The following is a 24,058-nucleotide window of genomic DNA, read 5'->3' on the forward strand; positions in this document are numbered from 1 at the left end:
CTTAATTACTTCTTAGATGCTTCGATAAGTTCGATGAAATGATCGAACAATGGTGCGCAGTCATGCGGACCAGGGCTTGCTTCAGGGTGACCTTGGAAGCTGAACGCTGGCTTGTCTGTACGATGAATCCCTTGAAGAGTTTGATCGAACAAAGACTTGTGCGTAGCTTTTAAGTTTGCAGGAAGTGTTTCTGCATCCACTGCGAAGCCATGGTTTTGAGAAGTAATCATCACCGTACCATCTTCGATGTTCTGTACTGGATGGTTAGCACCGTGGTGACCATGCGGCATTTTCACCGTTTTAGCGCCAGAAGCGAGTGCAAGAATTTGGTGACCTAAGCAAATACCAAAGATAGGTAAGTTGCGAGCGTCTTCTACAATTGTTTTTACAGCTTCAATTGCGTAGTCACATGCAGCTGGATCGCCAGGGCCGTTCGATAAGAACACGCCATCTGGATTCAACGCAAGTACGTCAGCAGCAGGAGTTTGTGCAGGCACCACAGTGAGTTTACAACCGCGGTCAGCAAGCATACGTAAGATGTTGGTTTTGACACCGTAGTCGTATGCAACAACATGGAATTTAAGTTCAGGTTGTGTAAAGCCTTTGCCTAAAACCCAAGAACCTTCGGTCCATTCGAAGCCTGTTGGGTCACAGCATTCTTTCGCTAGGTCTAAACCATTTAAACCACCAAAGGCACGAGCTTTTTCTAAAGCTTGCTCTTCAGTAATATTTTCACCAGCAAGGATGCAACCATTTTGTGCGCCTTTGTCACGTAGAATACGAGTCAATTTGCGCGTATCAATATCCGCAATCGCAACGACATTATGTTCTTTTAAGTATTCGCCTAAAGATTGCGTTGATCGGAAGTTGCTATGCAATAAAGGTAGGTCACGAATGATCAATCCATTGGCCCATACTTTATGAATTCGACCTGACTCAGCGTCTTCATCATTACAACCTGTGTTACCGATGTGTGGGTAAGTTAGAGTCACAAGTTGTTGTGCATAACTTGGGTCAGTCAAAATTTCTTGATAGCCAGTCATGGCAGTGTTGAAAACGACTTCACCAGTCGTACTACCCGATGCACCAATAGACGTTCCTTTAAAGATCGTACCATCGGCAAGGGCTAAAATTGCTGGGGTGCTCAAACCAAAGCTCCTGAAATTTAGGCTGTAAAAAAGCGAGTAGACGAAAAAAAAGGAAGGCTATCTAAAAACCTACCCTCCCTATGTCTGCTCGCTTGAACTTAACACGGCATTATACGCAACCGTACTATTAAAGTCCATGCCAATAACAAGGAATAAATAATATAAAAGACTTGTATTTTGAGGCGAAAGCTGTTTTTAAAGTTTTGTGAGGAAAATGTAACAACAAATAATTGTCTGACAAATCAAAATCTAAATTTTATCAAATCACGTTAAGCTGTCACTGTCTATATAACAACAGGAATAAAATCATGACTGAACCAAAAGCTGAACCAAAAAGAGTAGCTAAACCAAAGCCTGCGCTGAAAGAAGTCGTCGCAGAAAGCACTGAAAAGCTAGAGCAAGTTGCGAAAGAAGCATCAGAGCAAGTCACTGAAGCTGTAGTTGAGAGTAAAGAAAAGCTTGAGGCAGAAGCAAAGCAGTTGAATGCCAGTGTGCAAGAACAATTGCGTCAGTTTAAACAAGATTTGTTGCAGCGTTTAGAAACCATTAAAGGGCAGTTGGCAAATTCTCAAAAAGATATCTCAGAACTAAAAGAGTTTGTAAAAACTGAGTTTACTGCAGTTTTAGATGATTTAACTAAACTGGGCAAAGAGCTAAAAGGTGATGTCAGTGAAATTTCGGTGAAGCATAAAGATCAGTTAACAGAAACCTTTAAGCGCTCTAAAGAACATACGCTTGAGGCTTGGAATAAAGTTTCAAGTAAATAATGGTCTTTGTGCTGACTTGAATTGAAATATATCCATAAAAAAGTGAGGTCAATGCCTCACTTTTTTATATGCTTAGTTTGTGTATAGCTTAGAACTGATGTAGCCAATCACGTTTGTTGTGAAAGTCGGCTTGTTGACCGCTATGCTGCATGGCATAGAACTGTTCACCTTGTGAGGTATTCAACACTGCAGATAAGCCTAGATATAGGTCAGCCCATTTCAGTTTGTGTTGCAACATAAACTCAGTCAGATCAATACTGACATTTAAGCCATAGTGGGTGCGCTTCAATTGATTGAGTTCAATATCGTAAGCGACCTGTGGCGGCATATCTTCAGGATAACGATATTCCTCAAACTGATAGGCTTGCCAAGCTTGAGAAGGGGAGAGATTAATCTCGCGATAGTAGTCTTCGCCTTTTACCCCAATAAAGACTTCAAAACAGGTGTTTTCCCATAAAAAGTCTTGACGAGGATTTGAATTCACGACTTCGGGCCAGTGCATGTACACATTAGGGTCGCGTAGCCAAAAGCCGATATTGAGGGTATACGGGCTTTGTTGTTCGATCGCACCGACAAGTGAAATTGCTTGAAAACGACGATCAAATGCACTGAGTTCGTAACTTGCCATAAAAAATTACAACTATTTTGCTGCGTGCGCGAAACGAACTAAGTTAGACAATTTGGCATTTTGTTTCGCCGCTTTTTTGTAAAGTAATGCAATTTTACCAATTGTTTGTACTACTTCTGCACCCGTAGTAGATGCAATTTCTGCAATGATTGCAGCGCGTTCTTCACGGTCTTCGCCCGCGATTTTGACTTTAATCAATTCGTGGTCATTTAAAGCGCGTAAAATTTCTTCAACGACATTTTCAGTCAGACCTGAACCGCCGAGCATAACTACAGGGTTTAAAGCATGTCCGATTTGACGCAAACGCTTGCGTTCCTGAATGGATAAAGTCGCCATAAAGATAACCTAATTTTAAAAACGGCTTAGTATAACAAACTGCGCAATTAAACGCTTTATATTCTGTGGAAATAATCGATTTAGATAATAGAAAAAAACATCTAAAACCCAAGATTTGGATACAGATGTATACTGCAAGCCTAGAGAATTTAACGTACAATTAACTTTAAGAAATTTTAATGTTTTAGAGAGATATGGCAACACGCATTACCAACCAAAAGTTATCCAAAAGTAGCCGTGCGTGGATGAGAGAGCATCTCGATGACCATTTTGTGAAAAAAGCGCAAAAGGAAGGTTATCGTGCGCGTGCAGCTTATAAGTTACTTGAAATTCAAGAAAAATATAACATTATTCGTCCGGGCATGACCGTGGTTGATTTGGGTGCAGCACCTGGAAGTTGGTCTCAAATTGCAGGGAGATTGGTCGGTGATAAAGGATTGGTGGTTGCATCAGATATTTTGGAAATGGATGCTCTGCCAGATGTGACCTTCTTACAAGGTGACTTTCGCGAACAAGAAGTATTCGATAAATTGTTAAATATTTTAGATGGACGTAAAGTAGACGTTGTAATTTCAGATATGGCCCCCAATACATCAGGTAATAAGGCTGTTGATCAACCGCGCCAAATTTACCTATGTGAGCTAGCTATCGATTTTGCAACGAAAGTGCTCGGTCCAAATGGTCAATTTGTTGTAAAGGTATTCCAAGGTACAGGCTTTGACGAATTCCGTAAGCAAGTAGTCGATAACTTTGATGTGTTAAAAACAGCAAAACCTGCTGCATCACGTGCCCGATCGAAGGAAGTATTCTTAGTCGGACAAGGCCGTAAGAAGGCTTTCAAATAAAGTTTACTTGCCAAGTCGTTAAAAATTGTGCATTTTGTACCTTTTTATATTTTGCGAAGCTGATCTTCAGCAGAAACTTTAAGGTCACCCGCTAGGGCATGATCAAATTAGATTGATATGGGAATAAAGCTTTGAGCGATCTCTTCAAGAATGCCATATTGTGGCTAGTGATACTGGGTGTACTGATCCTTATTTTCAGTAACGTCAGTAGCAATGAAAAGCCGACAGCAATGAATTATTCAGAGTTTGTTGCTGCGGTGAATGCTGGTCAAATTAAGCAAGTGACAATTGATGGCGAACGAATTCATGGCCAAAAATCAAATGGTTCAGAGTTTGAAAGTATTCGTCCTGCGGTTCAAGACCCAGAGCTTATGCCTAATCTGATTAAAAACAACGTTGTCGTTGAAGGTACAGCACCACAACGCCAAGGTTTATTGATGCAACTTTTGATCGCAAGCTTCCCAGTACTTTTAATCATTTTGTTATTCATGTTCTTTATGCGCAACATGGGTGGCGGAGCTGGTGGTAAAAACGGTCCAATGAGTTTTGGTAAGTCGAAAGCTAAAATGTTGGCAGAAGACCAAATTAAAGTCACATTTACCGATGTGGCTGGTTGTGACGAAGCAAAACAAGAAGTTGTTGAAATTGTTGATTTCTTAAAAGATCCATCAAAATTTAAACGTTTAGGTGCAACAATTCCTAAGGGCGTATTGATGGTGGGTCCACCGGGTACAGGTAAAACTTTACTTGCAAAAGCAATTGCAGGCGAAGCGAAAGTGCCATTCTTTAGTATTTCAGGTTCTGACTTTGTTGAAATGTTCGTGGGTGTGGGTGCGTCTCGTGTTCGTGACATGTTTGAACAAGCGAAGCGCCATGCGCCTTGTATCATCTTTATTGATGAGATTGATGCTGTGGGTCGTCACCGTGGTTCAGGTACAGGTGGTGGTCACGATGAGCGTGAGCAAACCTTGAACCAAATGTTGGTTGAAATGGATGGCTTTGAAGGCAATGAAGGGATTATCGTCATTGCTGCAACAAACCGTGCAGACGTACTAGATAAAGCTCTACTTCGTCCAGGTCGTTTTGACCGTCAAGTTATGGTCGGTCTACCAGACATTAAGGGTCGTGAGCAAATCTTAAATGTTCACATGAAGAAATTGCCTTCAGTGACTGGTGTCGATGTACAAGTACTGGCACGTGGTACACCGGGCTTCTCAGGTGCGCAATTGGCAAACCTTGTGAACGAAGCTGCACTTTTTGCTGCACGTCGTAACAAGAACACTGTCGATATGCATGATTTTGAAGATGCAAAAGACAAGTTGTATATGGGTCCTGAACGTAAGTCGATGGTGATTCGTGAAGAAGAACGTCGTGCAACAGCGTACCATGAAGCGGGTCATGCGATTGTAGCTGAAATTCTACCGGGCACAGATCCTGTGCATAAAGTGACCATTATGCCACGTGGTTGGGCGTTGGGTGTAACATGGCAGTTGCCTGAACATGATCAAACCAGCCACTATAAAGACAAAATGTTGAATGAACTTTCAATTTTATTTGGTGGTCGTATTGCCGAAGAAATCTTTATCAACCAAATGTCGACAGGTGCTTCAAACGACTTTGAACGTGCAACTAAAATGGCACGTGCGATGGTCACTAAGTACGGTATGTCTGACAAACTTGGTGTAATGGTGTATGAAGATGATTCTCAGCAATCATTCATGGGTAGTATTGGTAGCCGTACCATTTCTGAAGCAACTCAACAGCAGGTTGATGCTGAAGTCCGCCGTATCATTGATGAGCAATACCGTGTTGCACGTGACATCTTGGAAAATAACAAAGATATCGCGCATGCGATGGTGAAAGCCTTGATGGAATGGGAAACGATTGATCGCGAGCAAATTCGTGACATTATGGAAGGCCGTGAGCCACAACCACCGAAAGTGTATGTTGCAGAAAATCCTGTGATTGATGTAACACCAACAGATGGTCCAAGCACACCACCACCGTTGCCATCAGCAACTTAAGATTTAACTCTTGAAATAAAGGACCACCTTCGGGTGGTTTTTTATTGTGCATATTTTTGATGTTTTAAAGAAAAATAAGCACACAGCTCTGCTACACGCGTTAAGATAATCCCAGTTGAACTGGAGTAAATTAGATGCAATTGATGGCTTTACCAAAGAAAATCCTACATTGTGGTGAGCTATCACTCGATTTGTCGGTACCGCAGGTGATGGGTATTCTGAATGTGACGCCAGATTCGTTTAGTGATGGTGGACAACATAATGGTAAATTGCAGGCGATTGCACATGCGAAGCAAATGATTGCAGATGGAGCAACGGTGATTGATGTAGGGGGCGAGTCCACACGTCCAGGTGCATCTGTGGTTGAGGTCGAGGAAGAAATTCGTCGTGTTGTTCCGGTGGTGGAAGCCTTGGCTGAACTTGATGTGGTTATTTCGATTGATACTTCTCAACCTGAGGTGATTCGAGCTGCTGTTGCCGCTGGTGCGCACATTTGGAACGATGTCCGAGCTTTGACACGCCCGAAGGCATTAGAGACTGCTGCTGAACTGAATATTCCTGTAATTATTATGCATATGCGTGGTGAGCCGACCACCATGAATGGCTTAGATCACTATGATAATGTTACTCAAGATGTAATAACAGAGCTTTCCCTGCGTGTGGATGATGCCTTAAAAGCAGGGGTGCGGCCAGAAAATATTATGATTGATCCCGGTTTTGGCTTTGCTAAAAACGCAAAGCAGAACCTTAAACTTTTAAAAGAATTTCATCAACTGAACCAACTGGGTTATCCTATTTTGTCCGCATTGTCACGAAAACGCTTTATAGGTGAAGCTTTAGGTGGGGCTGATGCAAGGCAACGAGCTGTGGGTTCTGTAGCAGGACATTTAATGAGTATTCAACAAGGTGCGTCTATGGTACGTGCCCATGATGTGAAAGCGATGAGCGATGCGATTAAAGTTTGGAATGCAATGAACTTAGCTTAGCGGAAAATGCAGTAATGATAGCTTGAGCTATTAGCGCAGTTGACCTGAAGCATTTATTTAAACAAGCAGGATCGTGGGGTTCTGCTTTTTTATTTGTCGATTTGTAAGGTTTATGTTATACAGACTCGTTTTTTAAGTTTCTCGTTTTGAGTGCCTGTATGTTTGCAGATTTACTTCTCCCTATGTTTGATGATGAATACTATCCAGATATTCTTGTTGCCGAAGTGAAGCAGCATGTTGAGTCTTTTGCTAAAAAAATTGTAAAAGCAAAGTCTGAAGATGATATTTATCAATATGCCAATGCAACTGTCGCTGAAATAAATGAAATGAAGCCCCATTTTGAAGATCTGGATTCATCTTTGGATGATACTGCTGCAGACTTTATTGCAGAAGCCATGATGATGGTGGTGCAAGGTGCAGGTTATATGGATATTGAAATGGAAGAGTTGGTGGTCAATAGAGAGTGGTGAATCACTCTCTATTTTTATGTTCGTGAGATAGACTGGATGAACGAAAGGTTTAAAGTTCATCTAAAAGGTCACTTAGATGACAGCTTTGATTTAGGTGTTCATTTTCAATTGCATCAACCGTCATCACATATTGATCTTTAATCATTTCAGCATTTGCACTGAGATTCAGCCAAAACTTTGGATAAGTTTTTATGAGTGTGCGTATGTGTTGTTCATCACGTGTATGGTTAAAACTTAATTTAAACTCTGCATCTACAGATTTACACGCATGTAAGTAAAGCTGTTGGTCTTTTTCAATGATGGTCCCTGCGAACAGATCATAAAATTTTTCAGTATTTATCTCTGAAGTCTTTGTTTCTGCGTGAGTGATGTTTGAAAGGCTCAGGATTAAAGTAATAAAGCTTAGAATTTTTTTCATATTGTTGTGGTTTAGTGATTTTGATTTATAAATTATAGGTATAAAAAAACCAGCATTATGCTGGGTTCTTTTATTGCACCATCTTAATTGTTTTAAGAATGGTGCCCGAGGCCAGACTCGAACTGGCACGCTTTGTGGGCGGGGGATTTTAAATCCCCTGTGTCTACCGATTTCACCACTCGGGCATGAGCGCAATAATAGAGGAGGAAATAAATATTGGCAAGTCTATTTGTGCTTATTTGCTTTCTTTTCAATCAATTCAGCAGTTTATGTTTAAAAACTAGCACAATCATCTGTACTGCACTCGTTCAGGCTTCATAAAAATGTCATCGACTTGAGATATACATGTCATCTTTTTCGCATAAATTTCAAGTCCATATCGTCTTTAGGCTATCCACATGACAAAAAAAATGAACCGCCGAGAACTGATTCAAAAAACTTTGGCTGGATTTGGAGCGTTATCTTTACCGATTTCACTGACTGCATGTGGAGGAGATGGTTCAGACTCCGACACACAGCCGACAACTCAAGCACAGTTTTTACATGGGGTGGCAAGTGGAGACCCCTTGCAAACGCAGGTCATCATTTGGACTCGTTTGACGCCTAGCGATACTAGTGCACGTTTAGAAGTACAGTGGGAAGTAGCAAAGGACACGGACTTTAAACAAATTGTAGCAACTGGGAAGGTACTGACCACTGCCACGCAGGATTTTACCGTGAAAGTCGATGCCACTGGCTTAGTTGCAGGGCAAAGTTATTTCTATCGTTTTAAATATGCTTCAAATTATTCGATGATCGGACAAACCAAGACTTTAGCAGATGAGGTGCAAGCCGTTCAATTTGCAGTTTGTTCATGTTCAAACTATCCAGCGGGTTATTTCCATATTTATAAAGAAATGTCAAAACAGGATGTGGATGTTGTCATTCATTTGGGAGATTACATCTATGAGTATGGTATGGGGGGCTACGCAACAGAAGAAGCAGTAGCGATGGGACGTGCGCTGGCGGATGATAACAACTTAGAAATTATTCACTTAGATGACTATCGTAAACGTTATGCCTTATATCGCTTAGATCTAGACTTACAAGCTGCACATCAACGCCATCCGTTTATTGTGGTATGGGATGACCATGAGTTAGCCAATGATACATGGAAAGATGGTGCTGAGAACCATCAGTCAGACACAGAAGGTGATTTTGCAGAACGTAAATTTGCCGCGCTGGCTGCGTATTTTGAATGGATGCCAATCCGTCCGCTTTCTGAAAAAGATCATTTAAATATTTATCGCCAGTTTAACTTTGGTAATTTGGTGCAGTTGAATATGTTGGATACGCGCATCTTGGCGCGAAGTAAACAGTTAGATTATGCGGACTATTTAACCGCATCGGGTTTGGATGCTGTACGCTTTACTACAGATATGCAAGACCCAAATCGAACGTTACTCGGGTTGAATCAACGCGCATGGTTAACACAGCAACTTGCGAGCTCAAAAGCCACATGGCAAGTTTTGGGTCAGCAGGTGTTGATGAGCAAAATGCTCGTTCCAGCCGAAATGTTACAAGTACTCAGTGCAATCAGTAGTGGCGCGGTAACTCCAGAAGTTTTGGTGCAGGTGAATCAACTGATTAAAGAATTGGTCGAAATAAAACTGCGTTACTTAAATAATGACCCTTCTTTAACGGTAGAGCAGTTGTCTCGTATTAAGACTGTGGTTCCTTACAATTTAGATGCGTGGGATGGTTATGCAGTTGAACGCGAGACGCTGTACGGCACACTGCAGTATTTGAATAAAAAAGTTGTGGTCTTGGCTGGTGATACACATAATGCATGGGCATCGGACTTACATGATTTAACAGGGCAGTTTGTAGGCGTGGAGTTGGCGACAAGCTCAGTTTCCTCGCCCGGTATGGAAAAGTATTTGTCTATTCCGATGCAACAACTCAAAGAGTTTGAGTTTGCTTTTACAACCTTGATTGATGAGCTGAATTATTGCAATTTAAATCAGCGTGGCTATTTGAAAGTCAGTTTTACTGCTGAGCAAGTACAGGCAGATTGGATATTTGTTGATACCATTAAGCAAAAAGAATACAGCGTAGATGAAACACGATTATATCAAGTGATACTGGATCCAAGCTTATTGCCCGTCAGCAGTTTAAAGCAAACGGCATAAATGCTGTCCATAAAAAACCGAGCATCATTGCTCGGTTTTTTTATAATTTTTCATCAATATAACTATCCAGATCGAGATATTTGATCTGTTTGCAATAAGCCTGTTCATACTTGAGAAGTTTTACATATAAATCTGCTTCATGTCCCAATTGTATTTTTCTGGCTTGGTAATGGCTAGATTGACTCGAAATTAGACGTAATTTAAGGCGCGATTTGACCGTTTGCTTGTAGGCCCAAAAGCAGATGCGTCTAAGTTGTTGTAGTTGATAATGCTCAAGCGACTGGCTATGGTCACGAAATAAATTCTCTTTATAGAAGCGGACAAAACCAAAGTTAACGCCAAAATAAAACAAGATCCACATCAGTAAACTGCTTTCAAGGAACATTAGATTTAGTCCATTTAAAAGAATCACTGCAGCAAGTTTGAAGGGCGCATGGCGTTGCAGTTGATAGAGCGAGTGCGATGAGTGTTTAATTTGTTTAATGACAAAGGGTAGCACCCACATTAGTACCAATAAAATACTAATAATGGCATAGCTCTGACTTTGAAATGCATCCAACTTTTCCAGATGATTTGAGAAAAAATTTTGTAAAATAAGGCTGATCGGAATAAAAATCATCACCGCCAAGACCCAAGGAACGAGTTCTCGCCAGTCATCCAAAATACCACGTGTTTTGATTTGGCTATACAATAAAAAATTGCGCTTAAATGCAGCAGGGTAAAGGGTCTCTAATTGTTGCAGTAACAGTTGGACTTGTTTAGATTGCATCGTCAAAAAAAGAGCGTATGAAAAAATAGCCTTTACTATAGAGGATTTGCGTCGTTATCGTGCAAAAAAATACGATAATCAGAATATTCAGTATGAAATGATGAAGAATTTAATTTTTTCATGCCAAATTATGCGAAAATAGACGATTCAATTTTTTTGTCTAAGGGCAGTTCATGACTGATCAATCTCCTGAATCTTTAAGTGATATCGAAATTTTAGACATTTTGCAGTCTATGAAAGACGATGTGCTTGATACAGAGGCAAAAGAAGAGATCCGTAAAGGGGGGAAAGCTGGTCGTCAAGAAGCACATAAACTTGCGATTGTGGCTTTGAACCAATCTTTTGAAAGTAAGTTTGTTGAGGCTGTGGCTTTGGCATTGGGTCTTAATGATGCCCAAGCCAAAAAAATTCGCTACAAGAAAGACCGTATTCGCATTTTAAAAGTGCGTGGTATCGACTACATGGCAATTGATGGCGCGGAAACAGCACAAGTCTTGTCACAAGTTGCGCAGGCGATTGTACGTGAAGATGCAACCGTGACCCATGATTTACACAACATCTTCCCATTTTGGAAAGAAGGCTGGCCAATGGTTCAGTTTGACAGTGCCTATAAAATCTTAGCTGAAGATATTACCATTCATTATCAAGCGACTTTAGATCAATTACTTGAATTATATGGTCGTTAAGATCGCAGGATTAAAAGCACCTTCGGGTGCTTTTTTATCGACTAGTATTTAGGAGTTGAAAATCCACGCCAATAGTAGGCTGATAGGCCAAATAAAAAGTCGCCACCATGTGATGAGTGGATTCCAAAAATATTGTCCAAAAGATAGAGTATCGTTAAAGCTTCGTTGTCCACGTTCATAAGCATAAGGTGTGATACGCCATGCCAAAATCAGTAAAACAACAGCAGCAACAATCAGTAAGGTGTGACTGTACTGGAAAAAATAGTAATAAATTAAATACAGTGCAGAATAAAAAAAGGTACATGCCAGCACAGCAGGCAATGAAAAAGACATGAGTTTGACTCTATTTGTATAGTTATTTCAACGTATTATAAATGAAAAAATACCCGATGTGATCCATCGGGTATTTATGTGTGAAGATGATTCAAAATGGTGTGCTTTGAATCATTGCATGCTGTTTATTTAGCCGAGAGTTGAATAGAGTGGGAAAATACCAAAGATCACTGCAGTGACGAGCATCACTAAACACGTAATGATTGCCCATTTGATGGTAAATTCTTGGTGTTCACCAAAGTTAATACCGGCTAATCCACAGAGTAAATAAGTCGATGGCACCAAAGGTGAAAGTAAGTGTACGGGTTGACCAACAATCGAAGCCCGCGCCATTTCCACAGGACTGATACCATAGTGTCCAGCGGCTTCAGAGAGCACAGGCAGTACACCAAAATAGAAGGCATCATTCGACATAAAGAAAGTCAGTGGCATACTAATCACAGCTGTGATTGGCGCTAAATACGGTCCCATACTTTCAGGAATAATTGCAACCAGTTCTTGAGACATGGCTTCAACCATACCTGTACCAGATAGAATGCCGGTAAAAATACCTGCTGCAAAGATAATCCCGACTACAGCTAAGGCACTGGCAGAGTGGTTACCCACCAAACGCTTTTGCATATCCAGATCAGGATAGTTCACCACTAATGCAATACACAGTGCAACCATGAATAGAATTGCTGCAGGCAATAGCCCCATCACTAGGCAGACCATAAGTACTAAGGTCAATAGTGCATTGAACCATCTTAAGTGCGCGCGGTTGGCTTCAGGTTCTTGTGAAATTTGAATACTGTCACCATGGCTAATGTCTAATTCCACAATACCAATACGCTTACGTTCCATACGACCATACATAAAGCCGAGGAAGTATAGCCATCCAATAGCAACGAGCATTGGCAAAATCATAGGAACAAAGACATCATTTGGATCGACGTGTAATGCGGTTGCTGCCCGCGCTGTTGGTCCACCCCATGGCGTTAAGTTCATGATGCCGCTCGCAAGCATCATTAAACAAGCCATGATTAAAGGGCTCATACCAATACGCTTATACAGTGGTAGCATTGCAGCGACACAGATCATGTAAGTGGTTGAACCATCACCATCTAAAGACACAATTAAAGTTAGGGTAATGGTACCGAGGGTCACTTTTAAAGGATCGCCTTTAACCTGCTTTAGAATCCATTTTACTGAAGGATCGAAAAGCCCTGTGTCGATCATGATGGCAAAATACAGGATAGCGAAAAGTAACATCACACCAGTCGGTGCAAGTTTTTTAATGCCTTCCATCATCATATCGCCAAGTTCGGCAATATTAAATCCAGCTAAATTATCAACAAAGAGACTTAAAACATAAGTAAGTAAAGCGAAAATGATAGGGATTAGAGTTAGGGCAACGAGGGCGCTCAGACGTTTAGACATGATTAAGTACATGAAGCACATAATCATGCCTAAACCTAATATGGTCAGCATGAATCAATCCTTTGAACGTGTTAAGTCTGTTTATTAATCAAGTGATAGCGATAGTATGCAATTCAACAGAATTTTTAAATGCTCTTAAACAAATGTGGTTTTCCATTCTATTTTTCTAAAAAATAATATATATCTATAAAGTATGGTAGAGATACTTAATTTGTATAACTCAAAAGATGCTTTGAGTATTTCAAAAAAAAACCTTGCACTGGAGGCAAGGTTTTTTATTAAAAGAAGAGTAGCTTATTCTTCATCACTTTTACTTTCAGATGTTTTGATTTCTTCAAGTAAGCGTGTGACTAAGAGTTGGTCAATTTTAAAATGATCGACATCCACGACTTCAAACTTAAAGCCTGCATATTCAACAGTGTCGGCAGGACGTGGAATTTTTCGCAGACGGTACATCATAAAACCTGCAAGCGTTTCATAATTCTCTTCATCTGGCATTTCATCAATTTCAAGTGCGTGCTTAATGTCTTCAATGGGTGTACTGCCATCAATCAACCATGAATTATTATCGCGTTTAATAATTTGTTGCTCAGCCTCAATCGGTGTAACCCAGTCACCCATAACGGTAATCATAATGTCTGAGAGGGTAATCACACCTACAACCAAAGCGTATTCGTTAATCACGACTGCAAATTTTTCTTTGGTGGAGCGGAAACGGTCTAATAACTCAGATAAGGTTAATGTGTCTGGAATGGTGAGTACATTACGAATGGTACTTTCGTTGAGTTGCAGTAAAGATTGATTATTTAGAATACGGACTAGAATGTCTTTGGCATCGACATAGCCAATCACATCGTCAATATTTTCGCTGCAAACAAGAAATTTAGAATAAGGATATTGAGCTAATTTTTGGCGAATACTTTCTTCAGGTTCATTCAACGTAAAGTAAATGACATTTTCACGAGTGGTCATACTAGATGGAACATTTCGTTCTTCTAGCTCAAATACGTTTTCAATGAAATGGTGTTCTTGCTTTTGTAGGACTCCCGCTTGCGCACCAGCATCCATCACCGCAGAAATATCATCAAAGGTAATGTTATCATCCCGTGTCGTGTTGACCTTAAACAGGCGGAACAGCAAATTGGCCACTGCGTTAATAATCCAAGCCAAAGGTTTGCAGACCTTAATAAAAACCTGAATGGGATTAATCACCGCAATCGAAATTTTCTCAGGTGCAATCATAGCCAAACGTTTTGGCATGAGGTCTGCAAACAAAATGAACAGGGAGGTGACTAAGGTAAATGACAATGCAAAGCTAATGGTTTCCGCCCATGGTCCTGTATAAAAACGAGAAACAAAGGTCATGAAATAAGGACGAAAAGCCCCCTCACCTAAAATACCGCCCAAGATCGCCACTGCATTTAAGCCAATCTGCGAAGCAGCAAAGAAGTCGGCAGAATTTTCTTGTAAATTCAAAACTTTCTGTGCTCGATCATCGCCAGACTCAGCCAAGATTTTTAGCTTGACTTTACGTGCTCCTGCTAGTGCTATTTCTGTCAGAGACAAGAAACCCGCCCCAGCAATTAGGACTAGAATGATAACTATGTTTTGAAAAAGGCTCACGGAATCCACCTGTGATTCATCGTTATTATGAATATTTTTAACACAAAAAATGAAGGCAGTAATAAATTACTGCCTTCTATCATACCTGAGTATTGGTATGAAAATGAATTATTTAGAACTTGAATGCTTAATAATGTGAGAATTGTGAGTTATTGCCCAGAAACTCACGATTTTCTTCCTCAATCATTTGACGTGCCACATATAAAATGAGTTGTCTGAGCCAACGGTGCGCAGGATGATGATGGAGTAGAGGACACCATGCCATCTTGAGCTCAAACTCTGGAATGTAAAACGGAGGGTCTTTGATGAGTAGGCTTTGGCTCTTGGCTTGTAAGCGTGCAATACGTGTTGGTAAGGTTGCAACTAAGTCGACATTAGATGCCAGTAGAGCAGGCATTTGGTAGTGGCGAGTAAAGACCGAAATTTTACGCTTTTGCCCAATCCGTTCCAAAGCTTGGTCAATCCAGCCGAGTCCAGCTTGTTTTTCAGGGTTGACGCCGAAACCAACGCCCATACCAGTTTTAGAGACCCAAATGTGTTGAGCATCTAAATAGCTTTTTAAGTTCAAATTGCCAGCGGCAGGGTGTTTACTGTTAAGTAGGCAAGAGAAACTGTCACGCCAAACAAGAACTTGGTGGAAGCTTTGTGGAATTTCATTGAAGCGGTTGATGGCTAAATCGACTTTCCCTTGTTCCATGTCGCGATAGGACACGTCACTTGGGGTTAAAAAGTCTAAAACGACGTTGGGTGCTTCAGAGCGAAGCGCTTTCACGAGACGAGGAACCAAAGTTGCTTCAGCATAGTCCGAAGTCATAATACGGAATACGCGATTTGAGGTATAAGGACGGAACTCGGTACGAGGTTCCAAAATCATGGAAAGATCGGAAAGTGCGTCGCGAATGCGCGGTTGTAATTCTAAAGCACGTTCTGTGGGAGTCATCCCTTCGGAAGAGCGAATCAGGAGAGGGTCGTTAAATAAGTTACGAAGGCGACGTAGGATATTACTCATAGCTGGTTGGGTGACACCCAATTGTTCAGCAGCTCGGGTTACATTTTTTTCACGTAAGAGTACGTCCAAGTAAATTAATAGGTTTAGATCAACCCGCTCCAGATTCATAAAAAAAATACCGAGAATAAAATCATGAAATTGTTTGCATTATGCCATAAGCCATCGGGCTTGTGTGAGAAACTGATGAAAAAAAAAGCATCAAAGTGTATTCGGAATTCTTCTTAAAAGGTGCGCTAAATAGAATGTTTTTAATCTGAAAATCTATTGGAATTTGGGTCAATATTTAGATTGGAAAGGCACGATGGTTGATGGTAATTTAGGCAAAAAAATTGGTTTGAAATTACTATTATTAGTGGAATAAACGTGTGAAAAATATACTTTAACCCAAGCAAATGGTTTTTGTCATTTGAGCTAAATGAAACATTGATTTCTAGTTTAAACTGTTTTTTTGAACTGCCGAGACTTAAGTCTAATGAAGAAATATTGAACTTAATGTTTAAATTTAAAGCATTTTATATTTTATATAAAATCATAAATAACATATACTTGAATTGAAATTAGTAAAATATAATTCGACTTTTATCTACCCATTTTTTAAATAAATACCGAAAATTAATGCAGAATATTGGATTAATTTTTTCTGCCAATCTAATCTGTATTCATCGCAACGAAGTGCTCTAAATCTAAGCAAAAGCTCGAGGGTCTGATTTTAGCCATTCGTTGAAGAAAATCCTAATATTATTACAGGAAATATCATGACTACATACCAAACAGCGATTGATGCAATCCGCGAATTAAAAGCAAAATTCGGTAGCACTTGGGCAGACATCAGTCCTGAAGATGCTGCGCGTATGCAATTACAAAACCGTTTTAAAACTGGTTTAGACATTGCTAAATACACAGCTGCGATTATGCGTCGTGATATGGCTGCTTATGATGCTGATTCTAGCAAATACACTCAATCTTTGGGTTGCTGGCACGGTTTCATCGCACAACAAAAAATGATTGCGAACAAAAAATACTTCGGTACAACTGAACGTCGTTATATCTACCTTTCTGGTTGGATGGTTGCTGCACTTCGTTCAGAATTTGGTCCACTTCCTGACCAATCTATGCACGAAAAAACTTCAGTACCTGCTTTGATCGAAGAAATCTACACTTTCTTACGTCAAGCTGATGCGAAAGAACTTAACGATTTATTCCGTGCGCTTAAAAAAGCAAACGAAGCGGGTGATACTGCTAAAGCTGCTGAAATCACTGCTCAAATCGACGGTTTCCAAACTCACGTTGTGCCAATTATTGCGGACATCGACGCTGGTTTCGGTAACGAAGAAGCAACTTACTTACTTGCTCGTAAAATGATCGAAGCTGGTGCTTGTGCACTTCAAATCGAAAACCAAGTATCTGACGCGAAACAATGTGGTCACCAAGCTGGTAAAGTAACAGTTCCACACGAAGACTTCATCGCTAAAATCCATGCATTACGTTATGCATTCTTAGAAATGGGTCTTGATGACGGTATCATCGTTGCGCGTACTGACTCTGAAGGCGCTGACTTGACTCAAAAAATCCCAGTGGTTAAAGAGCCAGGTGACATTGCTTCTCAATACATCAGCTACTTAGACACAACTGAAATTGACATCGCTGATGCTCAAGAAGATGAAATCTTGATCAAACGTGATGGTAAATTACACCGTCCTAAGCGTTTAGCTTCTGGTTTATACCAGTTCCGTGCTGACACTCAAATTGACCGTGTTGTACTTGACTGTGTATCTAGCCTTCAAAATGGTGCGGATCTTCTTTGGATCGAAACTGCAACTCCAAACGTTGAAGAAATCGCTCACATGGTTAACCGTGTACGTGAAACAGTTCCAAATGCTAAGCTTGTTTACAACAACAGCCCATCATTCAACTGGACTTTAAACTTCCGTCAACAAGCTTACGACCGTTGGGTTGCTGAAGGTAAAGACGTTTCTGCTTACGACCGTGCTAAATTAATGAGCGCTGAGTACGATGCAACTGAATTAGCTGCTGATGCTGATGAGAAAGTACGTACATTCCAAGCTGATGCTTCTCGTGAAGCGGGTGTGTTCCATCACTTGATCACACTTCCTACTTACCACACTGCTGCTCTTTCTACTCATGAGCTTGCACAAGGTTACTTCGGTTCTGAAGGTATGTTGGCTTATGTTGCTGGCGTACAACGTAAAGAAATCCGTGGTGGTATCGCTTGTGTTAAACACCAAGCAATGGCTGGTTCTGACATCGGTGATGATCACAAAGAAATCTTCTCTGGTGACAACGCTCTTAAAGCGCACGATGATGCTAAAAACACAATGAACCAATTCTCAGCTCACTAAGTTTTGACTTGATTCAAAAAAACCCTGCGAAAGCAGGGTTTTTTTATGGTTGGTGATTTTAATTGTGATTAGATATCAACTGAGCGATCAGATTTGAAATCTTAAGGGATTAATATAAATAGCCATACAATAAAGATCATACTCAAAGAAACGAATTGTGCAGCACTGCCCATATCTTTGGCATTTTTTGAAAGTGCATGACGTTCAAGAGAGATTCGATCCACCACGGCTTCAATTGCCGAGTTGAATAGTTCAACAATGAGCGCCAGTAAACAGACTGCAACCATTAAAGCTTGTTCAAAACGGCTCACATCACATAAAAAGCTTACAGGAATAAGAATAAGATTAATCCAAAGAACTTGACGAAAAGCAGCTTCATGGGCAAAAGCGGCTTTGAAACCAGAAAGAGAATATTGCGTTGCATTTAAAATGCGTTTAACGCCAGAGCTACCTTTAAATGGGGAATATAGAGTCATAGCTGCCATTATTTTAAAATTTTAAACACAATACCCAAGTTATATTAAAAGTCGCTTAAAGATGTGATGAATGCCGTTGTGCTTTTAGATAAAGCTAGATAAAGAGGGCAGAACCATATACTCATATTTTTATTTTTTACCGAATACCATTGAAAAACGAAGCAAGGCGCGCTGAGCAGAAAACGTAATCTGATTGCTTCGGGAATGTAAATAACGAGCTTCTTTGCTTCTAAAAGCTGTGAATTGCTTTATGACCGAGAGCTGTGTAATTAGTGAAAATACAATCTAAACTTGCTTTAATAAATGTTTAAAACGTTGCCAGTGTATCTTTCTCTTATTTATAACCGAGATTGCACACCAGTCTAAAAGGGGGGAATCGTTTTCAGCGAGAAGGATATAAAGATGGGCTATTAGCCTTATGGCATGCACATGACCATAAAATCGGATGGAGTTGCTTGTTGTATGTTGGATTCGATTTAAGTCTGGTTAGGTCGTACCTATTTTTTGCTCTCGATGCCCGATAATCAGTTATACAGCCTGAATGTATTCATTATTGATGGGGTATTGTAGCTACGACTGTACCGTTTTTATTATCCTGCTGATTGTCAGCTAAGCCTAGAGGCCTTGTAAGCGATAGCGCATTTTTAGCCTTTTGCCCTCAAAGTTTAGTTAGTGTTGTGCCGCTAGTATTTAGATTAAACATGTCAAATTCATGTCTAACTACAGAAAATTAGTGGTTGTCATCAAATGGTCAAAAATATTTCTTCATAGTTTCTTCATATTTCGCTTTAATGTTCTCTTTCATGTTGTTAGGTCTTGTTTTTTAATGATTCGTCATGGAAGATCATGCATGTAGTTACATGAAGTTTTTAGATTCAGACCCTAACCCTAGAGTAACACCATTCCATGCTCTCTAAGTTTTTTATTCATCGGCCAATCTTTGCAGGTGTACTCGCAATTATTGTCATGGCATTTGGTTTGTTTGCCACCTTTCAGTTGCCTGTGGAACGTTATCCAGATATTGCGCCGCCTAGAATTACGGTAGGTGCAACATACACAGGGGCATCGGCTGAGACTGTAGAAGAAAGTGTCACTCAGGTCTTAGAACAACAAATAAAAGGGATTGATCATTTACTTTATTTTAGCTCCAGTAGCGATTCAAATGGTCGTAGTCGAATCAGCATTAGCTTTGAAAATGGTACCGATCCTGAAACTGCTCAGGTTCAAGTACAAAATGCGGTCAATGGTGTGATTAACCGTTTACCTGAAGATGTACAACGTCAAGGCGTCAATGTTTATAAGTCTTTGGGCGATACGCATATGGTGATTGGTCTATATGACCAAACAGGAAAAAGCAATAATATTGAGTTGTCAGATTATATGATGACCCACTTAGAGCAAGACTTAGCCCGTATTGATGGCGTTGGAGAGGTTGATGTTTTTGGTTCTCAGTATGCTATGCGTATATGGCTCAATCCACATAAACTACGCCAATATGGACTGATGCCCAGTGATATTCGTGCAGCGGTTGAAGCGCAAAATACCCAAGTTGCGGCAGGGGCAATCGGCGATTTGCCAACCCTGTCAGATCAATATTTGAATGCTAAAGTGACATCTGGCACACGGTTAAAAACTGTTGAAGAATTTGAAAACATTATTGTGAAATCGAACCGTGATGGCGGTTTTATCTATTTAAAAGACGTGGCTCGGATTGAACTGGGCGCGGAAAATTACCAGTCGTTTAATACCATTAATGGGTTTCCTTCAGCTGGGATTGGGATTTCTCTGTCCTCAGGTGCCAATGCCTTAGCAACGTCTGCATTGATTAAACAAGAAGTTGCCCGCTTGTCTTCTAAACTGCCTGAAGGTTATCAAATTGTTTATCCGCGTGATAACACACCTTTTGTGCAAGAGTCGATTAAGGAAGTCGTCAAAACACTATTTGAAGCGGTGCTTCTGGTGATTGTGGTCATGTTTGTATTTTTACAAAACTGGCGTGCAACACTGATTCCGACCATTACAGTACCTGTCGTGATTTTAGGCACACTTGCTATTTTATACGTACTTGGGATGAGTATTAATACCTTAACACTATTTGCATTGGTCTTAGCGATTGGTCTTTTGGTGGATGATGCGATTGTGGTAGTGGAAAACGTTGAACGGTTGATGCATGAACAGAATATGAGTGCAGAGCAGGCCTCTATTACATCTATGCAGGAAATCAGCGGAGCATTGATCGGGATTACTTTGGTGTTAACTGCTGTATTTATTCCCATGGCATTTTTTGGTGGTTCAACGGGAGTGATTTATCGTCAGTTTTCCATCACTTTAGTGGCGGCCATGGCACTGTCTTTATTGGTGGCATTGGTGCTTACTCCTGCCTTATGTGCTCTCATTTTAAAACCGAATGATAAATCTGCCCGTTGGGCAACGTGGTTCAACTTAAAGCTAGATCAGTTAAAACAGCATTATTTACGATTAAGTACTCAGACGATTCAACACAGTAAAATCATGTTACTCATCTTTGTGGCACTCATTACCGTGTTTGCGTTGTTTTACCGGGCTTTGCCGACCAGTTTTATTCCAAGTGAAGATCAAGGTATTTTAAGTGTGCAATTTAAATTGGCTGATGGTGCACCACTGAGTCAAAGTCGTGTCGTTGGAGAAGAGATTCGCCAATATTTCTTAGACCAAGAACAGGCCAATATCAATTTGGTAATGATCCGTTATGGGCGTAACTTCTCGGGGACAGGACAAAACTTGGGTCAAGGCTTTATTGCACTCAAACATTGGGATGAGCGTAAGGGGAAGGACAACTCAGCGCAAGCGATTCGAGAGCGTGCAATTGCTCATTTTAATGCACATCGAAATGCACAAATTAATATTAATTTGCCGTCATCGGTGAATGGTTTGGGGCAAACCGATGGTATGGAGTTCTGGATCCGAGACATTAATGGTGAAGGTCGTGCTTATTTAGAAGCACAGTTCAAGGCTTTGCAGGAAGCATCCAAGCAGTACTCTAGTTTTAGCAATTTAGATAAACGTTCTAACCCCGATAAAGCTGAACTCAAGGTTGATATTAACCAACAGCAGGCATTAGCCAATGGGCTTAGTCAAACTGCGATTAACAATACCTTGTCGAGTGCATGGGGTGGAACTTACATCAATGATTTCATTGACCGTGGTCGGATTAAGCGGGTGATTATGCAGGCTGATGCCGCGTTCCGTTCTAAACCTGAAGATCTTCAGGCTTGGACGGTGCGCAATGATCTGAACCAAATGATTCCATTTAGCAATTTTTCCCAAGTATCTTGGAGTGGCGGTCCTGAAGTGGTAAATCGTTTTATGGGTTATACTGCCCTAGAAATGGAAGCAGATACCGCCAGAAACGTCAGTTCGGGTCAAGCCATGCAAGATGTCCAGAAAATGCTACAAGCACATGAGGGGATTGATCTGTCTTGGAGTGGTTTATCTTATGAAGAAAATAAGTCTAATAACCAAGCATTGCTCCTGTATTTGGTCTCCATCGGCTTTATTTTTTTATGTTTAGCAGCACTGTATGAGAGTTGGAGTATCCCAACGGCAGTGATGAGTGCGATTCCATTAGGGATTGGTGGTAATATTTTGTTTAGTTATCTGACGGGCTTTCCAAATGATATTTATTTCCAGATCGCATTACTCACCACGATTGGTTTATCCTGCAAAAATGCGATTTTAATTGTGGAATTCGCCTCATTGGCACAGCAAAAAGGCCAAACAGCAATTCAAGCTGCATTAGAAGGGGCCAGCCTACGTCTACGTCCGATTTTAATGACATCTTTGGCTTTTGGGGCCGGTGTGACTCCTTTGGTTTTTGCCTTTGGTGCAGGGGCGGCAAGTCGTCAGGAAATTGGAGTAAGTGTACTCGGTGGAGTGATTTTTGGAACCGTGCTGGTATTGTTGTTTATACCTTTAATGTATGTTCTGGTTCGTCATGTGTTTCATGGGCGAACTCAGCAGGATGAAGTCTAAGTCCAAGCCGAAACATGTATAGAGTTTAATACGCATGGCGGATCTTTAAACTGTAGCCACAGGAAGCTCCAGATATTTAAAGATCCTTTGCTATACTCGGACAAATAAAGAAGAACAATATTTGAGTGGTGTATGCCAAATCCGTCATTTTCACAGCAAGATTTCGAAGATCAATTAAATCAGCCCGATAATCATGCTTTTATCCAAAGTCTGAAACAGTACAGCACTGCGGATTTGGCTGATATTTTAATGGGTCTGCCTATACATGCGCAAATTCAGCTATTGGAACAATTACCTCAAGCCAGTTATGTTTTTGAGTTTTTAGCGTTGACCGAGCAGCAGCAGCTAGCAGCGCAATTGCCTCAGGCTTTGCTGCTGAGCTTACTGGCTCACATGCATTCGGATGATCGCACCGATTTATTTCAAAGCTTGCCTCTCGCGCTTCAAACTCAACTTTTTTCTAAATTAGATGCGCAGATTCAAGTCCAACTGAAGACGTTGATGGATTATCCTGCTGAGTCCGCAGGCGCCATCATGACCACTGAAGTCATTACGGTACATGCCGAAATGACCATGCAACAGGCGATTCAACATATTCGACAACATGCAGCGGAAAGTGAAACTTTATATCTAATCTATGTGACTGATGCCTCGCGTTATTTACACGGTGTGATTTCATTGCGGCAAATTATCCAGTCTCCACCTGAGCAATCCATTGGACAAGTTATGACGAGCCATGTCATCACGGGTTTAGTCAGTGAGGATCAGGAAAGTATTGCACAGAAACTGGCCCATTATGATTTTATGGCTTTGCCAATTGTCGATGAGCAGCAGCGTCTATTGGGGATTGTGACTTATGACGATGCAATGGATGTGGTACAACAAGAAACCACAGAAGATATTCTAAAAAGTAGTGCGGTTGCGGCCAGTCCGCAAATGAGTATTAAAACGGCTCCAATCCTCTTGCTGTATCAGAAGCGGGTGTTTTGGTTGGTATTTCTGGTTTTTGGCAGTTTACTCTCGGGGCTGGGAATTGCGCATTTTGAAGACTTGATTGCAGCACATATCGTTTTGGTATTTTTCCTCCCTTTACTGGTGGGAAGTGGCGGAAATGCAGGGTCTCAGTCCGCAACTTTAATGGTACGCGCACTAGCAACGGGTGATGTACATTTTAAAGACTGGTTTTATTTGCTCGGACGTGAAAGTCTGGTTGCGCTGTGTTTAGGTGGAACCATGGCAACGGCAGTCTCTATTTTGGGCTATTTCCGTGGGGATATTTTGGTCGCCGTGGTTTTGGCGCTAAGTATGATGGGTATTGTGTTGATGGGGTGTCTGATTGGTATGAGTCTGCCGTTTATCTTAAACCGCATGAAACTCGACCCAGCCAGTGCATCTGCACCTTTGGTCACTTCAATTTGTGATGCATCAGGCGTGGTGGTATATCTGCTGATTGCATCGCAAATTTTAAGCTTGTCCTAAGCCTATAAGCACTTGTTTCAGCACAAAGTTAGCACAGAAAAAAGTGATAAAAACCAGCATAATTCAGTGGTTTTATGATGTTAATGTGGTTGAAATAATG

At 40.8% G+C, this 24,058-nt stretch carries 20 protein-coding genes and 1 tRNA gene; 10 read left to right on the forward strand and 11 right to left on the reverse strand.

Annotated elements, in window-relative coordinates; translation table 11 throughout:
• Positions 1–5 precede the first annotated feature (5 nt).
• On the reverse strand, positions 6–1,148 hold the full coding sequence (gene carA, locus ACE01U_RS05460; protein WP_395578900.1) for a glutamine-hydrolyzing carbamoyl-phosphate synthase small subunit: 1,143 nt from the start codon (positions 1,146–1,148) through the stop codon (positions 6–8).
• A 308-nt stretch (positions 1,149–1,456) separates the two neighbouring features.
• Between carA and ACE01U_RS05465 the strand changes: the two genes are divergently transcribed.
• On the forward strand, positions 1,457–1,915 hold the full coding sequence (locus tag ACE01U_RS05465; protein WP_119063137.1) for a hypothetical protein: 459 nt from the start codon (positions 1,457–1,459) through the stop codon (positions 1,913–1,915).
• A gap of 88 nt (positions 1,916–2,003) precedes the next feature.
• Here the strand turns inward: ACE01U_RS05465 and ACE01U_RS05470 are convergent, their stop codons facing one another.
• Together ACE01U_RS05470 and yhbY are read right to left on the reverse strand one after the other, a co-directional pair.
• Positions 2,004–2,543, reverse strand: coding sequence for a DOMON-like domain-containing protein (locus ACE01U_RS05470; RefSeq protein WP_086208052.1), 540 nt, complete (start codon positions 2,541–2,543; stop codon positions 2,004–2,006).
• 12 nt (positions 2,544–2,555) lie between these two features.
• Complete coding sequence (gene yhbY / locus ACE01U_RS05475; protein WP_086208051.1) at positions 2,556–2,879, reverse strand: ribosome assembly RNA-binding protein YhbY; 324 nt, start codon at positions 2,877–2,879, stop codon at positions 2,556–2,558.
• 194 nt (positions 2,880–3,073) lie between these two features.
• Between yhbY and rlmE the strand changes: the two genes are divergently transcribed.
• From rlmE to ACE01U_RS05495, 4 genes are all read left to right on the forward strand, one after another.
• Entirely contained in the window at positions 3,074–3,724 is a 651-nt protein-coding gene (rlmE, locus tag ACE01U_RS05480; protein WP_086208050.1) for a 23S rRNA (uridine(2552)-2'-O)-methyltransferase RlmE, read from the forward strand.
• Positions 3,725–3,855: 131 nt separating this feature from the next.
• The gene (gene ftsH, locus ACE01U_RS05485) at positions 3,856–5,748 is read left to right on the forward strand and encodes an ATP-dependent zinc metalloprotease FtsH (RefSeq protein ID WP_086208049.1); all 1,893 of its coding nucleotides are present in this window, start codon (positions 3,856–3,858) and stop codon (positions 5,746–5,748) included.
• 134 nt (positions 5,749–5,882) lie between these two features.
• Positions 5,883–6,734, forward strand: a complete 852-nt coding sequence (gene folP, locus ACE01U_RS05490) for a dihydropteroate synthase (protein ID WP_395578901.1) — start codon at positions 5,883–5,885, stop codon at positions 6,732–6,734.
• Between the two features lie 158 nt (positions 6,735–6,892).
• Complete coding sequence (locus ACE01U_RS05495; RefSeq protein WP_395578902.1) at positions 6,893–7,204, forward strand: DUF5713 family protein; 312 nt, start codon at positions 6,893–6,895, stop codon at positions 7,202–7,204.
• A gap of 49 nt (positions 7,205–7,253) precedes the next feature.
• Here the strand turns inward: ACE01U_RS05495 and ACE01U_RS05500 are convergent, their stop codons facing one another.
• Both ACE01U_RS05500 and ACE01U_RS05505 read right to left on the reverse strand, forming a co-directional pair.
• Entirely contained in the window at positions 7,254–7,622 is a 369-nt protein-coding gene (locus tag ACE01U_RS05500; protein WP_151707382.1) for a hypothetical protein, read from the reverse strand.
• Between the two features lie 99 nt (positions 7,623–7,721).
• Positions 7,722–7,807, reverse strand: a tRNA-Leu gene (locus tag ACE01U_RS05505).
• 213 nt (positions 7,808–8,020) lie between these two features.
• On the opposite strand from ACE01U_RS05505, the gene ACE01U_RS05510 reads away from it, so the two are divergent.
• On the forward strand, positions 8,021–9,793 hold the full coding sequence (locus ACE01U_RS05510; RefSeq protein ID WP_395578903.1) for an alkaline phosphatase D family protein: 1,773 nt from the start codon (positions 8,021–8,023) through the stop codon (positions 9,791–9,793).
• Between the two features lie 40 nt (positions 9,794–9,833).
• Here ACE01U_RS05510 and ACE01U_RS05515 read toward each other — a convergent pair whose 3' ends face one another.
• Entirely contained in the window at positions 9,834–10,562 is a 729-nt protein-coding gene (locus ACE01U_RS05515; protein WP_395578904.1) for a hypothetical protein, read from the reverse strand.
• Between the two features lie 173 nt (positions 10,563–10,735).
• On the opposite strand from ACE01U_RS05515, the gene ACE01U_RS05520 reads away from it, so the two are divergent.
• Positions 10,736–11,248: a hypothetical protein gene (locus ACE01U_RS05520; protein WP_086208043.1), complete on the forward strand. Its 513-nt coding sequence runs from the start codon at positions 10,736–10,738 to the stop codon at positions 11,246–11,248.
• A 48-nt stretch (positions 11,249–11,296) separates the two neighbouring features.
• On the opposite strand, the gene ACE01U_RS05525 is transcribed toward ACE01U_RS05520, so the two are convergent.
• From ACE01U_RS05525 to ACE01U_RS05540, 4 genes are all read right to left on the reverse strand, one after another.
• Positions 11,297–11,581 (reverse strand): hypothetical protein, encoded by a 285-nt coding sequence (locus tag ACE01U_RS05525; protein ID WP_086208042.1) that lies wholly within the window; start codon positions 11,579–11,581, stop codon positions 11,297–11,299.
• 129 nt (positions 11,582–11,710) lie between these two features.
• Entirely contained in the window at positions 11,711–13,051 is a 1,341-nt protein-coding gene (locus ACE01U_RS05530; protein WP_086208041.1) for a CitMHS family transporter, read from the reverse strand.
• Positions 13,052–13,294: 243 nt separating this feature from the next.
• A complete protein-coding gene (paeA, locus tag ACE01U_RS05535; RefSeq protein WP_086208040.1) occupies positions 13,295–14,623 on the reverse strand; it encodes a polyamine export protein PaeA in 1,329 nt (442 codons plus the stop codon).
• Positions 14,624–14,750: 127 nt separating this feature from the next.
• On the reverse strand, positions 14,751–15,740 hold the full coding sequence (locus ACE01U_RS05540) for a LysR family transcriptional regulator (protein WP_086208039.1): 990 nt from the start codon (positions 15,738–15,740) through the stop codon (positions 14,751–14,753).
• Between the two features lie 647 nt (positions 15,741–16,387).
• Here ACE01U_RS05540 and ACE01U_RS05545 point away from each other — a divergent pair.
• Complete coding sequence (locus ACE01U_RS05545) at positions 16,388–17,992, forward strand: isocitrate lyase (protein ID WP_086208038.1); 1,605 nt, start codon at positions 16,388–16,390, stop codon at positions 17,990–17,992.
• 101 nt (positions 17,993–18,093) lie between these two features.
• Here ACE01U_RS05545 and ACE01U_RS05550 read toward each other — a convergent pair whose 3' ends face one another.
• Complete coding sequence (locus ACE01U_RS05550) at positions 18,094–18,468, reverse strand: diacylglycerol kinase (RefSeq protein ID WP_395578905.1); 375 nt, start codon at positions 18,466–18,468, stop codon at positions 18,094–18,096.
• A gap of 906 nt (positions 18,469–19,374) precedes the next feature.
• Between ACE01U_RS05550 and ACE01U_RS05555 the strand changes: the two genes are divergently transcribed.
• Positions 19,375–22,479, forward strand: coding sequence for a multidrug efflux RND transporter permease subunit (locus ACE01U_RS05555; RefSeq protein ID WP_395578906.1), 3,105 nt, complete (start codon positions 19,375–19,377; stop codon positions 22,477–22,479).
• Positions 22,480–22,611: 132 nt separating this feature from the next.
• On the forward strand, positions 22,612–23,958 hold the full coding sequence (mgtE, locus tag ACE01U_RS05560; RefSeq protein ID WP_395578907.1) for a magnesium transporter: 1,347 nt from the start codon (positions 22,612–22,614) through the stop codon (positions 23,956–23,958).
• The last annotated feature ends 100 nt before the right edge of the window (positions 23,959–24,058 follow it).

Source organism: Acinetobacter halobius, from assembly GCF_044130335.1.
In the GTDB taxonomy this organism is placed as follows: Bacteria; Pseudomonadota; Gammaproteobacteria; order Pseudomonadales; family Moraxellaceae; genus Acinetobacter.